10 protein-coding genes, 2 pseudogenes and 2 CRISPR repeat arrays are annotated in these 15,008 nt (G+C 38.6%); all 12 genes and pseudogenes read left to right on the top strand.

Annotation, left to right across the window (positions count from 1 at the left end; all coding sequences use genetic code 11):
- Nucleotides 1-573: 573 nt before the first annotated feature.
- Nucleotides 574-870, top strand: a complete 297-nt coding sequence (locus F0220_RS30970; protein ID WP_149847038.1) for a hypothetical protein — start codon at nt 574-576, stop codon at nt 868-870.
- A gap of 621 nt (nt 871-1,491) precedes the next feature.
- Nucleotides 1,492-2,124 (top strand): DNA polymerase beta superfamily protein, encoded by a 633-nt coding sequence (locus F0220_RS30965; protein WP_149847037.1) that lies wholly within the window; start codon nt 1,492-1,494, stop codon nt 2,122-2,124.
- Between the two features lie 39 nt (nt 2,125-2,163).
- Nucleotides 2,164-2,820, top strand: coding sequence for a DUF8453 domain-containing protein (locus F0220_RS30960; protein ID WP_100528644.1), 657 nt, complete (start codon nt 2,164-2,166; stop codon nt 2,818-2,820).
- Between the two features lie 71 nt (nt 2,821-2,891).
- Nucleotides 2,892-3,284: a hypothetical protein gene (locus tag F0220_RS30955; protein ID WP_149847036.1), complete on the top strand. Its 393-nt coding sequence runs from the start codon at nt 2,892-2,894 to the stop codon at nt 3,282-3,284.
- A 321-nt stretch (nt 3,285-3,605) separates the two neighbouring features.
- Nucleotides 3,606-3,932, top strand: a complete 327-nt coding sequence (locus F0220_RS30950; RefSeq protein WP_149847035.1) for a hypothetical protein — start codon at nt 3,606-3,608, stop codon at nt 3,930-3,932.
- A 337-nt stretch (nt 3,933-4,269) separates the two neighbouring features.
- Nucleotides 4,270-5,091, top strand: a complete 822-nt coding sequence (locus tag F0220_RS30945) for a nuclease-related domain-containing protein (RefSeq protein ID WP_149847034.1) — start codon at nt 4,270-4,272, stop codon at nt 5,089-5,091.
- Nucleotides 5,092-5,443: 352 nt separating this feature from the next.
- Nucleotides 5,444-6,762: a CRISPR direct-repeat array (repeat unit 33 nt; unit sequence GTCGCACTCCGTATGGAGTGCGTGGATTGAAAT).
- Between the two features lie 982 nt (nt 6,763-7,744).
- A pseudogene (locus F0220_RS33145) lies at nt 7,745-8,512 on the top strand (type II toxin-antitoxin system SpoIISA family toxin).
- A 63-nt stretch (nt 8,513-8,575) separates the two neighbouring features.
- Nucleotides 8,576-8,725: a hypothetical protein gene (locus F0220_RS32715; RefSeq protein ID WP_176872959.1), complete on the top strand. Its 150-nt coding sequence runs from the start codon at nt 8,576-8,578 to the stop codon at nt 8,723-8,725.
- A 132-nt stretch (nt 8,726-8,857) separates the two neighbouring features.
- The gene (locus F0220_RS33295; RefSeq protein ID WP_262928165.1) at nt 8,858-8,986 is read left to right on the top strand and encodes a hypothetical protein; all 129 of its coding nucleotides are present in this window, start codon (nt 8,858-8,860) and stop codon (nt 8,984-8,986) included.
- Nucleotides 8,987-9,275: 289 nt separating this feature from the next.
- Nucleotides 9,276-9,854: direct repeats of the CRISPR family, unit length 33 nt; unit sequence GTCGCACTCCGTATGGAGTGCGTGGATTGAAAT.
- A gap of 1,673 nt (nt 9,855-11,527) precedes the next feature.
- Nucleotides 11,528-11,716, top strand: coding sequence for a hypothetical protein (locus tag F0220_RS30930; RefSeq protein WP_149847031.1), 189 nt, complete (start codon nt 11,528-11,530; stop codon nt 11,714-11,716).
- A gap of 1,315 nt (nt 11,717-13,031) precedes the next feature.
- On the top strand, nt 13,032-13,853 hold the full coding sequence (locus tag F0220_RS30925; RefSeq protein WP_101314306.1) for a hypothetical protein: 822 nt from the start codon (nt 13,032-13,034) through the stop codon (nt 13,851-13,853).
- Between the two features lie 738 nt (nt 13,854-14,591).
- Nucleotides 14,592-14,881, top strand: a pseudogene (cas2, locus tag F0220_RS30920) (CRISPR-associated endonuclease Cas2).
- Nucleotides 14,882-15,008: the final 127 nt, after the last annotated feature.

The raw sequence follows: 15,008 nt of genomic DNA, 5'->3' as shown, positions 1-15,008 counted from the left end.
CCAGGGCGAAGATTTGGACCCCTTCGCCCCTTGATTATACCACATACAGGAGAGCTTAATACGAGGGGGATTAATGAATTAACGATAATCGTACGGTTTATCGTCCCTCTAATGAAATGGTGAGCAATGGGGACGGCGATACTTTGAAGAGTGGAATGCCTGGAGATTATCTATAGCCTATGGATAAGACTGATGAGGGCGGTTAGTGACGTAGGTTTAAAGATGAAATGAAGGTAGTCGTATAAGCAGCAGGACAGGCAAAAAAAGTTACAGTACTTAAATTAGGCATACTATTTCAAGACGCCTTTACGAGTAAATAGTACGATCTCTGTATTTTCTTTGTATAAAATTATTTTGATAAAGTGCCATATAACGGAGTATGCACGTACAATGTACGTTGAAAGGAAAAACAAGTGATTCCCATGTATACCCATAGCATGTTGAGAAATGGTAGACTATATAAGAACCCGTTGGGGGAATAGGATTCATTTGAGATTGTCTTTACTTGATTTATAATGATAGGATTCGGTGTGGTTGATTTAATCGAATCTATTTAATAGGAGGTTTGGGTGAATGGAAACTATAACAGAACTTTTTAAGAGATTGGAAAAAGAAAGAGAAGAAGGATTAAAGCTAAACCCTAGATACGATATTGATAAACTTGCAGATGAAAACGGCGAAGTATCTATCTACTTTCATTCAAGTATAGAGTACCAAATGTACTTGGATGGCAATAGTGTCATTGGCTCAACGGAGCGTTTTCTCCATTCAGATATATTTCGTAATGTACATAAAGATAGAATTGAAAAACTGACAGATGGAAGAACTTTGGCGCATATTCCAGCTTTATCTGCTAATGATGAAGTGTGAGCTTGTGATAAGGAGTGTACGATGAGTTCGTATTGAATGAACGTGAGTTAAGATTGGTGTTGAGAACGATGGAGAAAATGAGTATGTGAACGTGAACTGTAGTAAGAAAATGATATTCCAAGTATCTATATCACGCACTAAAAGCTATCTGAATCAGGATTTGCTTGCAGATTAGTTCCAGACATTGGGGAGTATCGCAACAGCCCGTTACAACCCGTTTTGATTGGGACGAAGGAATGTTGAGTGAAGGTGGGCAAACGAAGTACATATGAATTTGATTTCAATCGACTAAGGAGGGGGTGGAGATATTAAAAACACATTGGGGCAAATATGTAATTCTACTAGCCATTATTTTACCGATCTCCATTGTTGCTATTTTTACGCTCCCTTATGATAAACGATATATGGCAGTTGCTATATTCCCGTTACTATTCTGGGTATCGTATTACTCGTGGATCGCATTCGAGAAGAGAAAGAAAGATACATCAAACAAGGCTTTCTTTAGGAAGGGGTGAGGAATAGTGAAGATACATCATCGGGAAGCCGTATTGAGAACCGTTTCGGGAAGCATTAACTTGCAACTTAAATGATGAAGCATCAGATAGGGATGTCAAATACTTTGTGTTACCGAACTTCAATGATTTGTATACAGGATCTCTATATAAGAACTTTCAAACTTCAACGACAGAAGATATCGAAATTCATGATGTTAGAAAGTTAGAAAAACTACTGACCAATTCAAATCTCACCTTCCTCGAACTTCTATATTCCGTAGAAGTAGATACCTTTGGATATGCTGAGATCGAGCAACTTCTTAATTACAGAGATAGGATTTCAACAATTAACTTAAAGAGTCTGTTCAATAGTTGTTTTGGCATGTATAGAGGACAGATGAGGGATCTTACCAAACCAAACTCTGAAACACAGAAAAGCATGATCGCTCAATATGGATATAACACGAAAAAGGCGATGATGTCCTTACACTTTCTACTCTTCTTAATCCGTTTTCATAAGTCTGAGTTTAAGGATTTTAAAGGTGCGATTACATATGAAGGAACGGATAGAGCATATATGCTTGGATTGAAGCATGGTGAGCTTTCACTGGATGAGTTCAAAAAAATCACAAGTTTAAACGAGGAAAATGCTCTGAAATTGGAGCAAAGTTATTATGAAGTTCCGCTTGATAAGGAAGCGAGTTATTACCTGAAGACTCTCTTACAAACTATTGTTAAGAATCACATCAAAACAATGTGATGAACGTCTACATGTATAAATCATAAGGAGTGCCAAGGAATGAATTTTAACCAATGGGCTTCAGAGAATATCAACATCATTGGCGTATTTAATATTACACTCACTATCCTATTGACCGCTCTCAACGTATGGTTTGCTAGAAACTCTCAACGGTACAGTGCTGAATCATTAAAGCAAAACGAAAGAATTCGTCAAGAAAATAACACGCCCAATGTTATCGGTTATTTTCACTCAAACGATCTTCAGCTGGTTTCATTTTTGTTGACCAATAAGAGTGACAATGCGGCCAAGAATATTAAGATACATTTGAAACCAAGAAATGGGGAAGAAGTTCCTAAAGATTTAATAAATGCATATATGCTTAATGAAGGCGTTGCATTTTTAGCTCCAGGTCAAACCGTTAACGCTTTGGCAGGTAGTTTTATAGAAATCATGGATGAAAATAAAAACTTCCCTATTTTTGATATTCAAATTGATTATCAAGATATAGATTCAAATAATTATTCAAGATCATATGTACTAGATATGAACATGTATAAAGGGAATTTCATGATTAAAGAGAGAGGACTAAAAGATATCTATGTTCAGCTAGATTTAATGGAGAAACATATCAGAAAAGCTGTTCGTCTCTATGGAATGCAGGACAAAAGAGAACAAGAAAAATTGAAAAATAAGCCAAGAAGAATTAGAAGATGAATAAACTTGAAATCTAACGACACGTAGAATATCAGCATCAGAGACTAGTAATTAAAATTGGAAGTTCTAGCGTGCTGGATGAGACAAGTTTATCGGATTCAAGTTTAGATTATATCTTTCAAAAGGGTGGAATCAGGGTGGAGGACTGGAGGTTAAGTAAGGCAGAATACGATATATTACTTTCCTACATAGGTTGTGGTGATATTCTTAATGCAGATATTTTAGTTTTCGGAAATGAAGAGGGCACGGGTGGTTATACTGTAACAGAAAACGTTAAAGCCAGGACGCGATTGATTACAACTGATGAATCTTCGGATATAAGGAATTATTGTATTGAGGCAAACAACTGGCGAGAGGGATTTTATTATCCAGATTCAGCAAGTATTGAAAAAAAACAACCTAACGATTTTACTAAAGGCGTTTTTAATGGAGCTATTGCAAGGCTTTGCCTAGCACATGAATGAAGCACATACTACTGGTTTCAAAGTGCTACTAATACCGCTGCATTTGGTGTAATCAAGGAATACATTGGCGAGAAGCTCTACAAGCCAAATACGGAGGGAATTCAAACCGCTTTAATTGACTGGAGACCGCTTCCCAGATCAACAGAGAGAAAATGGTATCCAAATGAGTATGGAGCAGTAGCTCTATCTCCTGAAGATAAACCAAATCAAGACAACCCTTATTTAGCAGCGTTCAATAAATCAAAAGGTAGATTCAAGCCCCAAAAATACTCCACATCGAGTTTTAGTGACTTCAAAGAAGATACGAATCTCAGAGCTAGAATGATCAAAAATGCTCTAACAAAATCTAGGGCACAAATTCTCCTTGGAATTGGCGGAGCTGCTGGCTTTAAGAAGGATGCTCTTGAATTAATGTTTGGAAAAAATCTATTCTCATCCATCCCATTCTCTTGTGATATGAGGAACAGTAAGGGGCAATTACAAAAAGCCTTTAAGGCAGAAATTTCATTAGATAATAGGGTCTTATACATTTTCTTAATACCCTTCCCATCTGCAGGACTAGGATTTATTTCACAAGAGAATGCGTTAGGCATGCTAGCGGAATTATCGGATAAATATCTTAAACCAATATTAATGAACAAAAACTAAATTCTCTAATTAAATTTTATCGTGAAGTGATTTGCATAATAGAGTAGAGCATGAAAAGAAGGAGATGATTGATTATAACAACTGTTTAAATCGGGCCTAGGAACATAATGAATGATTGAATTCACGATTTATTTAATAAATATCCCTATTGTGTATGTGATGTGTACTGCACATACAAAACGATGAAGCGAATACTTCCTGATCGTAGAGCTAACAAATTCATATAGCGAGATGTGGTCCCTATAACTTGACTCATGTAGGAAGTAAGTTTAATTAGATGTACAGAACCATTCTATGAATAGGTCAAACTAAGTTTCTAAATGAGGGTGATAGATAGGTGTATTTACTAACAAGAACTGCAACCATTGTGACGTGGATTTTTGATCACCTTGGACTTGTTGTCGGGATTTTGTTTGGAATTGTAGCTTTAATAGGCTTACTTAGTGGGATATTCTCAAGCCGCACCCCCATGAATCGCTCGCTTACCCATGAAGAACAGAAAAGAAGCATAGACCGGGGTGTAGAAAATGACGAGGGATGGGAAGGCGAGCAAAGTAGCTCATTTGTAGATACGCCAGTAGTCTTTTTAGATAAGGGGCAGCAAGGAGAAGCGATTGTACTTGATGCTCTCCGAAAAAGTCACCCCCATATCAAATGTCTTTCATCTCTTTATGTACCAACAAGCAGTGGACAATACACTGAAGTGGACTTAGTTGCCATCCATAGTACTGGAATCTATGTAATTGAATCCAAGAACTATCGGGGAGTAATTGTTGGGAATGAAGATGAACGCATATGGAATCAAGCGTTTATTGAGGATCGAAATGAATTTTACAATCCAATTATGCAGAATGCGGGGCATATTCGAGCTATTAAGCTTTTTTTGGGTGAACGCTATAAAGACATACCGTTCCATTCCATTATCGTATTTAATAATGATTCAAATATCGATTTGATCAAAGTAAAATCAAAAGGCATTGTTATTACGAAACATATGAATCTAACAAGCCAATTACAGGGTTTATTTCACATCCTTCCTGATGTTTTAAATGAGGAAAGTACGACAGTCGTTTATGAATCTCTGCTGCCACAAACAGAGGTGTCTGAGGACATAAAAAGGAAGCACTTGGAATTCGTTCAACATCGTAAAGATGCGTAGTGTAAAGTTAAATCAGCTTGAATCCAGTTTGCGAAGGATTCACGTGATGGGTTCCAAGGTATGAAATAGTATGCGGAAAGGAAGTATGCTTTCTATTGTTTGGCTCGAGGGAAGCTATGTTATAAGCTACTTGGATAATCGCCAGGTAGAGGTGCGAATGCCAAGCTCACATGATTTCCCTGGGAGATTCGCACCTCGAAATTTGTCGAAATCTTCAATTTTGTGACCTTTTGGTAACAAGAATATTGAGTTTATATACTGTTGTGGGATATAGTGGAGCTATTATGTGGAAAAAGTATCGGAAATACGTATTAAGGTATTTTAAACATAACTTGATACGTGTATTTCCGCTGTCGCACTCCGTATGGAGTGCGTGGATTGAAATTTAACAATTAAACAATGCTGTTTCAATATGTATGGTCGCACTCCGTATGGAGTGCGTGGATTGAAATTGATCTGAACCTTACGATGAACTTGCGGTGCGATTGTCGCACTCCGTATGGAGTGCGTGGATTGAAATTAATACAGCATAGTGTGCTTCTCTTTCCTCTGCGTCGCACTCCGTATGGAGTGCGTGGATTGAAATTCGTTACGAGTCCGGGTAATACTTGCCCACTACCTTGTCGCACTCCGTATGGAGTGCGTGGATTGAAATTGCTGATGAGATTATACAGGAGGGCAAGAGCCTGAGTCGCACTCCGTATGGAGTGCGTGGATTGAAATCGTCCAGGTACACCCTATATCCGTCCAAATCATTTGTCGCACTCCGTATGGAGTGCGTGGATTGAAATAAGCCAAAGCTACAGAAGCGCGGCAAGAGACACTGGTCGCACTCCGTATGGAGTGCGTGGATTGAAATCCGCCAGATTAAACGCGTGTTTATCGTCGAGGCAGTCGCACTCCGTATGGAGTGCGTGGATTGAAATTCCCGCCAGGTATTCGAAGGAGTCCGTAACCTCGTCGCACTCCGTATGGAGTGCGTGGATTGAAATCGTGACCCGCAGCGCGGTTTCATTCCAGTTCGAGGGTCGCACTCCGTATGGAGTGCGTGGATTGAAATTGATAAAGGTATGACGTTTGAAGAACTTAAAGATGTCGCACTCCGTATGGAGTGCGTGGATTGAAATCAAGCACCGGTGAACACGCTCTTGACGACATTGAAGTCGCACTCCGTATGGAGTGCGTGGATTGAAATTTTGAAGAGATCCCGAGTGCCTGCGCGATGCTGGCGTCGCACTCCGTATGGAGTGCGTGGATTGAAATACGTTAAAGTTTGCCTTATCTTTTGGAGCACACTGTCGCATTCCGTATGGAGTGCGTGGATTGAAATACCGCGCACATCAGATGCAAGAGAAGCTGAAGCGGTCGCAGTTTGTATGAAGTGCATGGATTGAAATGTGATGTTGGCCCGTTTGGACTTCAGGTTGTCATAACGTCGCACTCCTTATGGAGTGTGTGGATTGAAATTTCTGGATCAAGGTCCATCAGGTCATAGTCGTCAAGTCGCACTTTGTATGGAGTGCGTGGATTGAAATCAGGCTTCGTTGTATTCATCCGGGTTTTTAAGCTCGTCGCACTCTGTATGGAGTGCGTGGATTGAAATTGCTGCTTGCTGGGATTGAAGGTGTTGGTGTCGCAGTCGCACTCCGTATGGGGTGTGTGGATTGAAATAAACCACCGATGATTAGTCGCCTAATCTTCTGCAACAATTGGGCGTCTGATTCTGCTTGGAACGTTGGTGGACGGGGACAAGTATTACAGAACCTGTGCTTTATGGTAATTGTCAAAGCATCAGTGAACTGGTGTTTCTGATTTATTGATGGTTCCCCCAGAACAAGACTAACGAACAGGTCTTCGCTCGGAGAGCTTGGCTTTTGGTCTTCAACAAGATTGCCTTCGTCCGCTTTGTTCCATTTGAGGATGGGGAGCATTATTCCTCAACGATAAATTCATCTACAGAATTATTCAGAACAAGGATACGGTCGTTCAGTTCTTGCCAGTAATTATAATTGCTAAAAGAAGGTGTTTTCTTCCAATCCAAAGTATTCTTCGCTAAAAGCTGATTCAGTAGATATATTTTTAACTGTACTATCTCCTTTAATGTAAGGCTTGTAAGGTATTTACTATGAATATATTTGAGAGCGGGGTAGCAAGTATCGACACTTTTTTAAAGAAATCAAAAAAAGACCAGATGCTTAAACACTTGGTCTTTTCAAATGAGATATTAAATTGAGTGGTCGCCAGTAGCAGTATTGCCAATAGCGATGCTGTGTCTATACAGACCAAGATTAAAACAATAATCAAGTCTGCTTGAAACAACAGCCAAACTTATCCATAAATTTGGAGTTGTATTGACCAGCAGTAGGCATTTAAGCAATAAATCCTCTCGTCTGCGTTTTGCTTTGGTTGATTTCATTTGTTCTTCTGTCAATCTCTTAATAGGCTTAGGTCCAGGTAAAATAAAAGCTTATAATTGGTCTGGTCATGAAATTGTTCGTGATGAAACGTTTCAGCAAACTATAGTGTCCGACCAATAAGTAACAGGAGAATGGTATGTTGTATTTAAATATGATTTATGAATTCAATAGAGTTTATATGTTGTATACCATTCTGAAGTCTACAGTGTTTGGAGAAACTACATGTTTTATTTCGGATGGATGGCTATTTTATGGCCATAGCAGGACTCGCAACGGCAATACACTGGTACAATCGTGGTTGGTATGAAAGCAATTTGTTGAACATCCGTAAAACGTCCTATGCCATTATGGCACTTATTTATTTTGGGATGATTTTAGCCGGTCACATTCTATTATATGATTGGGTGCAAGCCGTACAATTCGCCAGTATAGCTATCTTTATTGACCTGGCTATTTTAGAAACGCCAAGTATTCAAAAGATCGGAAATACTGAATTCAAAAAAAATGATCAAATTATTGAAAACACAATACGGGATAATGAACTGATCATTCTCTCTAGTTTTCAGAAAACAGCTCAGTTTACTGCAGTTGTTCAGTACTCACAACATCATCTAACCGAGCTCACAGATGAGCAGAAGGATCAGTTGCCAGAGTAGGATTTGTACTCGTCTATGTTAAAAGAGTATCTTCGATATTACACGGATACCTTCGGCTTACAGATCTCTACTACATTGATTCAATTCGACAGCGACATAGAAATACGAATGACTAAAATAAGGAATTCTCTCTCTCAGATTGAAAGAAGCAACAGTATCCTGATCCCTGAAGAGAACAAAGAGGAAATGAGTAAAGAATTAGCAGAAGCAGCAGTTTACGTGGTAGAGGAAGGAAATACAATTTGTGTACCTTTCTTCGGATCTACCAATAGTTTCATTATCACTATCCAAGCAGCGGAATCTGGAGCCATATTGAATGGGATTGATCTAATAATATTGTTAATCTAGTCCAGATATTTGATTGGTTCATAGATAGGTAGTGTGGTATATTAAGTATATGAGGTGATAGTTATGACACTTTTTAAACAGTCTAAAAAAGTTGATGCAACCCCGGATAAGGTTGTTGTTCGTCGACCTAAGACCACGATTGAAAAGAATATGGGCCTAGAGAAAATTTTGAAAGCAAACGATAACGTGCTGAATATCCTTAAAAATAGATAATTACTGTTTATGTGCTCCAAGATGCTCTATGAAATATCATAGAGCATCTTTTTTTATTTCTTCTTCTGATAGTTTAAAAGTCTACAATAAGGCCAACCCTTGTTAACAAAATGATAGGGGAGCTGGATTATTGTGAGAGAAAAAACACTTATAAAACCTGCAGGTAATCATAAACCTAACACCACAGTGCCCAACTGGGGAATTAAAAAAATATTAGACCAAAATAAAAAAGTATTGGATCTTCTCAAGAAACGAAAATGAGAAACTTGTAGGACGGGGGAGAGGATAGTTCATCCTTGATCCATTGGTAGTAATGAATTGCGAAAGGCCATGAAGTCAGCTGAAACAGGTGCGAACCCAAAGCGCACATGAATTCCCAGCGAGATTCGCACCTCGAAATTTGTCGAAATCTTCAGTTTTATGACCTTTTGGCAACAAGGATATTGAGTTAATATGCTGTTGTGGGATATAGTGGAGCTAATATGTGGAATAAGTATCGGAAATACGTATTAAGGGATTCTTAACATAACTTAATACGTGTATTTCCGCTGTCGCACTCCGTATGGAGTGCGTGGATTGAAATACCAAATGTCGGATTATAACCGTAACCGACTTAACCGTCGCACTCCGTATGGAGTGCGTGGATTGAAATAATCAATCATTTTGCAGACCAAGGATTGGGGTGTAGTCGCACTCCGTATGGAGTGCGTGGATTGAAATACGGAAACGGTTGTCTCCTGGTTCTGAGTGACGACAGTCGCACTCCGTATGGAGTGCGTGGATTGAAATTTACCGATTATGATTACAAGCGAAGCATTGATGAGTCGCACTCCGTATGGAGTGCGTGGATTGAAATCCCGCTGCATTGCCGTGGGGGAATCCTGGAATTATCAAGTCGCACTCCGTATGGAGTGCGTGGATTGAAATTTCTCCAGATACGCATCCTCGATCTGCTCAAGGGTGTCGCACTCCGTATGGAGTGCGTGGATTGAAATAACTGATCAGTGGAGAGAAGGGTAAGGAAAACCGGTCGCACTCCGTATGGAGTGCGTGGATTGAAATATCGCAACAGTTAACTAATGCGGAGAGGTTCGCCGTCGCACTCCGTATGGAATACGTGAATTGAAACTAGTCTTAAATGTTCGCATATGTAATGGGCACCTTGTCGCACTCTGTATGAGTGCGTGGATTGAAATTAAGTCCAGTATAGCCAATGGAGCTGCCTTACAAAGTTGCAATCTATATGGAGCATGAATTGAAATTCTTGGCTTTATGCAGTTCTTTCCGATAGTAGCGTGTCGCACTCTGTATGAAGTGCGTGGATTGAAATTCCTCCTTCAGCATGTAGCTCTTTCCACCGTTGACGTCGCACTCCGTATGGGGTGTGTGGATTGAAAATATCAAAGTTTGTGTTTCTTATCTGATGGTATGCGTCGCACTCCGTATGAGGTGCGTGGATCGAAATTCGTCCTGGTTAATGCCGAGTATTGAGTTACGATATCGCACTCTGTATGGAGTGCAAGGATTAAAACTGTACATTGATATTATCTCTAGTAAAATTTTTGATGCACTCCATATGTAGCGACTCGGGTTAATTCCGAATGGCTTGCCGTTAGTTTTGTGATCTTTGATCTATATCGGTATCGTATAAATAGACAAACACCTTTTTTTTCGCTAGAATACCTCCCGTTACTTATTCGACTTAAACGTAAGGAAACGACACGTTTGCCCGCATTTCCCTGCTCTACGCTTCATGGGGTGGGCTGCACAGGATATCGTCAACCCTTATATCATTGAACCACCTCGGCCAAGGCATTTTATGATAAAGGTGATGCATTATGCTTCAAGCTCATCTTGATCGGAGATGCGGTTCGTTACGCCAAGAATATTGCGGCTTCGTTGACCCAGGCACAGACAGGTGGTATCGGAGCCTAACGTAAGGCGTTCGAACTAACAGACATTTTTCATGCAGATCAGTATGGACCCATTTGGAAACAGGGGTACTTTGAGATGAACAGAGCTATACCTGAAAATAATTCTTTCCGTCCGTCCGCTGCAAGAACAAGCTTCATGGTGCGCCGTGCATTGGTGACTCCTGTTCAGATACGTCGAGGTTGGGCGCTGATACAGATGATTGTGTTTTTACCGCAATCATTCGGGGTATTACGAAAAGAATTCAGTTGTTGACGAAGTGTTACGGAGGAAATATAAACACATATGTAGCGATGAGGGTCTGTAAATTGGCAAATGAGATTAGCCTACTTCTTTCGGATTTATATCTGAATGAGATGCATCGATACTCCAGTCGAAGAAAAGAATCTTAGTAACAATGAGTCAAGCGGCGGCAGGGTTAACCGAAGAATAACTAATTTTATTTAACACTCCCTTGACAGGAACAGAATACCTTGATATAACTTTTCTTGCAAGAGGTGTTGCTATATTCCCCGCCAACGGTGTTGGTTGTGGCGATTATCTGATGTTTATACAAAAACGCCGTTACCTTATGGTAATTGTGCTTGAAAGGCCTCCTTTTGGAGGCCTTTATTCTTTTTATTATAGAGATTATATAATACAAGCTTAAGAAGTAAATTAGGTGATTTAAACATTGTTATAGTAAAAGAATAGAACATGAAAATGTTGAATGAGGTTCAGTAGATATGGAACTTTCACATTGATAAATCAAATGATAGAGCGTTGTTACTGATGCTTCGAAGTGATATTATCGAAGTAAGAGAAGTATATATTTCATGGTTTTCTGTTTAATTCTTCGAAAAGAACTTCTAAAAAAGGAGGTAACACTCCATGACAGAATCCATAAAACCACAGAAGGTTGAATTACATTCACAGCGTGAGATACTTACCTCAAACCGAAAAAAAAGAGAAAATATGGTCAAAATATTTCAACATATAAGAAGAACGAACAAAATGATTGATGATTTCACGTTAGTGAGTACACATTTTAAAAAAGGTAACTCTAAAGAAACTCGGTGATTATACCGAGTTTTTTATTTCAATTTTTTAGGTTTAAAAGCAGGATAGAAAAGAAATGATGTTACTTGAAACTCGATATGTGGAGGCGAGTACATAATAAAAACAAATAAAATTTTACCGTTTCTGAAGAAACCTCAGAAGGTGCCTCATAATGATCAAGAGCAAATCTTTAGAGAGAACCGAGCAAGAAGAGAAAAATGTTAAAGCAATTTGATCAAAGTAAAAAAAATATTTTAGATTAGTTTAGATGCTCTCTGAATGATGATTGCTAAGCCCGTTACTAATGGTGGTGATTCATTGTCTTTCTCTCAATACTCCTCATATATAGGAACCTAGTTAAGCGCATATAGTATGCCTTACGAGGTTAATTCTTCTAAGCATACAGGTGTTGTTCAATTGCTCTAATTCATGCTGTGTGGAAGGTTCAAACAAAAAAGTGGAAGAAAAAAGATGTCGAGGTAAAAGAACTTGTACCGATTACCGGAATGGACAAGAACATAGTCTAATTTCCAATTAAATATATATCTAAACACATTTAAGGAATACACTAAAAACACATAAATTGCATAATAAATTGTTCACTTGGTTATAGAACAAATGAAACGGTGAGAGGTTTAATACCAGCGGATAGGTATTAAAGCAGCGTAATATTGTACTGTAACTTGCGGTTGAGAACAAAAACTTGTACCCGTTTCCGAAATAGAAAATAACATGTACGCATTTCCGATTAGATAAATATCTAAGTGTGGGTAGTGAGTCTCTATTGAGCGACCAACAGGGTAAAGCCTGGATTATGGACAAGAGAGCAGATCCAACGCTCGGAAGTAATCCCACTGAAACAGTAATCCCATTTGAAATGGATAAAACAATCTCGTCAATAACCATTGAACCGTATTGGATAACAACATACTCCTATTAAGAATAGGCGAATATCTAATCGTTATTTGCGCTAATTCATTAAGCTACACCAGCTAATCGCTTGTTTAGGGACCAGGATCCATCACCGATCCATTGGGAACATATCCATACTGGCAAATCACTGAGAATGATTTTGGATGAACAAGGACAAAAAATCGAGTATGAGGCAGCGGAAGAGTTGGAATAGAGTCCTAAGCTTTCAAATTACACGAAAAATGGTAGGCAATTATCTGGCCGTTTTTTATCGTAATTATCGATTGGAATTAAAATCTATAATTAACATTAAGTTTACGCAATGAATACAATTATGCATATTTAATGTTATAAAATAGAAAATATAGTCATTTAGGGAGTGTTTCTCAACTAAACACTTGAAAGTCGAAGGGAGATTCTATCTGTGAAAAAATTAATTACAGCTGCATTATCCATCGCACTGTGCCTTGAAGTTGTTGTTCCTACGGTGATGCTTGCAGCTCCAAATGCATTAGAAGCTAGCGTAAGTCAACTTTCACAAGAAAAACAAGACTTTATTTTCTTAGAAGGAAAGCCGGGAGACGCATATCTTGTATATACGTACGAAAGTAATGGAGATACGTATAAAGTTGAAGAAAGAGCTAATAAGGATTTTACTGAGGTTAATAGTACAATATATGTGAAGAACGCTGAAGGGGAATTTGTTGAGCATGCAATTCAAACTGCTATTATCGATACCCAAAATTCTCTTTTCCAAGTTACTACTAATGAGAATGGAGTAATTGAAACAGAAACACAAAATTTTGGTGTCGATACAACCGATCTCTCAACTATCCCAAATATTCCTGTGCGTCCTGATAGAGGCGATTTGATAACCCCTTTTGATAGCTATATGGGAGGTGCAGTATCTGCCTGGTACTATGGTTCCTGGACGAATGGTAGCAGCAAAATAGAAAGATATACTGTCACTGCCGTGACAGCATTACTTATTGGGTTAGCAACCGCTGCAAATCCTTCTGCTGCAGTGGCGACATCAGTTATAGGTACTATGGCTCTTACCATTGTTCAAGATCAATATCCACTTGTATATTATAAACGGCGGTATGCAGAAAAAAAATCCTTGGTCGCTACAACTGTCATTGTCGGATCTAAATGGGATACTATTTTTTATAGTGATTCATCCCGTACGAATGAATTAAATCGTACAACCGCAACAAAATTTTTGAACGGGTATGTGGCGGATTAAAATGAATTTAAAAATTTTCCTTCAAAACTTCTTAGGATTCTTCATACTCTGCAGCTTAGTATTTATTGGATTCAATATGTTAATACGACATAAATCGTGGGATGAAATCGATCATATGTTAAATTTATTCAGCGCAATTATCATTAGCTTAGTAGTAAGTCTTTCAAAGGCGAGGAAGTAACTTTCTCTACGTAATCTCTCTAAATGACTATAAAACTCGTGACTTCACTCATTTATTATGCGCCTTCGGCGCTTTTTTATTTTATATGTGGGCTTTTATGTATGGATACTTGAGTACTCGTATGCCACCTCTACTAGTGATATGTTAAAATGGAAGGACATGCAATACCAAAGAAATTCCACAATGAACATAACCTCACTCTAAGTGGCTTATTTTATAAACCAAGGATAAACAAATTATTTAATCGCTTGCAGACATAACTTGAAGTCATTAGATGGTTCCGTAAACAGCGAATAGATTAATGAACACTTTTGATAAAAATACTGCTGCATTTATGTCCTTTAAAGAATACAAAATGATAGTCAATCGATATATGTGGAATAAGGAATAAGGAAATAAATGGTAATGGGGTAGGCCTTCCTTTATCTATTGGGGCTTCCCGGGATTTTAAGTGGCTAAAAACAACTTCCGTAATTAGCTGCTCCTATTCAGCCATTATTATTTGCCAGATATATACGCGGGGGACATCGATGAGTATGTGGAAGTAGGTGCAATGATTGCTTATTTTGATTAAGTACGATGTAAACACGATAGATAGTGAGGGCAGAAGACGGCTATCTAAAGTGGCAAAGAAGTGTGTAGATCACGGACAACGTGTACAGAATTCCGTATTTGAATGTATATGGACGTTACCCAGTTTAGACGATTAAGATTTGAACTGGAAGAATTGATTGATAAGGATTCAGATAGTCTTCGATTCTATAACTTAGGTGATAAGTACAAAAGTAAAGTCCAACGGGTTGGAGCCAAAGATTCTTATGATATCGATGATCTATTAATACTCTAGCAGGTGCGAATGCCAAGCTCACATGGTTTCCCTGGGGGATTCGCACCACGAAATATGTCGAAAAGGTCTTTTTTGTGACCTTTTGGCAATGATTTTATGTCATAAGAGTTTTAAAGTAGTAGAAATA

This window comes from Paenibacillus sp. 37 (assembly GCF_008386395.1).
In the GTDB taxonomy this organism is placed as follows: Bacteria; Bacillota; Bacilli; order Paenibacillales; family Paenibacillaceae; genus Paenibacillus; species Paenibacillus amylolyticus_B.
The sequence above is the reverse complement of the archived record's forward strand: the minus strand, read 5'-3'. Positions and strand labels throughout refer to the sequence as shown.

What these genes read in the sequence shown, in the direction of transcription:
- F0220_RS30970 (WP_149847038.1), top strand. Translation starts at nt 574, where the DNA reads ATGGAAACTATAACAGAACTTTTTAAGAGATTGGAAAAAGAAAGAGAA.
- F0220_RS30960 (WP_100528644.1), top strand. Translation starts at nt 2,164, where the DNA reads ATGAATTTTAACCAATGGGCTTCAGAGAATATCAACATCATTGGCGTA.
- F0220_RS30950 (WP_149847035.1), top strand. Translation starts at nt 3,606, where the DNA reads ATGATCAAAAATGCTCTAACAAAATCTAGGGCACAAATTCTCCTTGGA.
- F0220_RS32715 (WP_176872959.1), top strand. Translation starts at nt 8,576, where the DNA reads ATGACACTTTTTAAACAGTCTAAAAAAGTTGATGCAACCCCGGATAAG.
- F0220_RS30930 (WP_149847031.1), top strand. Translation starts at nt 11,528, where the DNA reads ATGACAGAATCCATAAAACCACAGAAGGTTGAATTACATTCACAGCGT.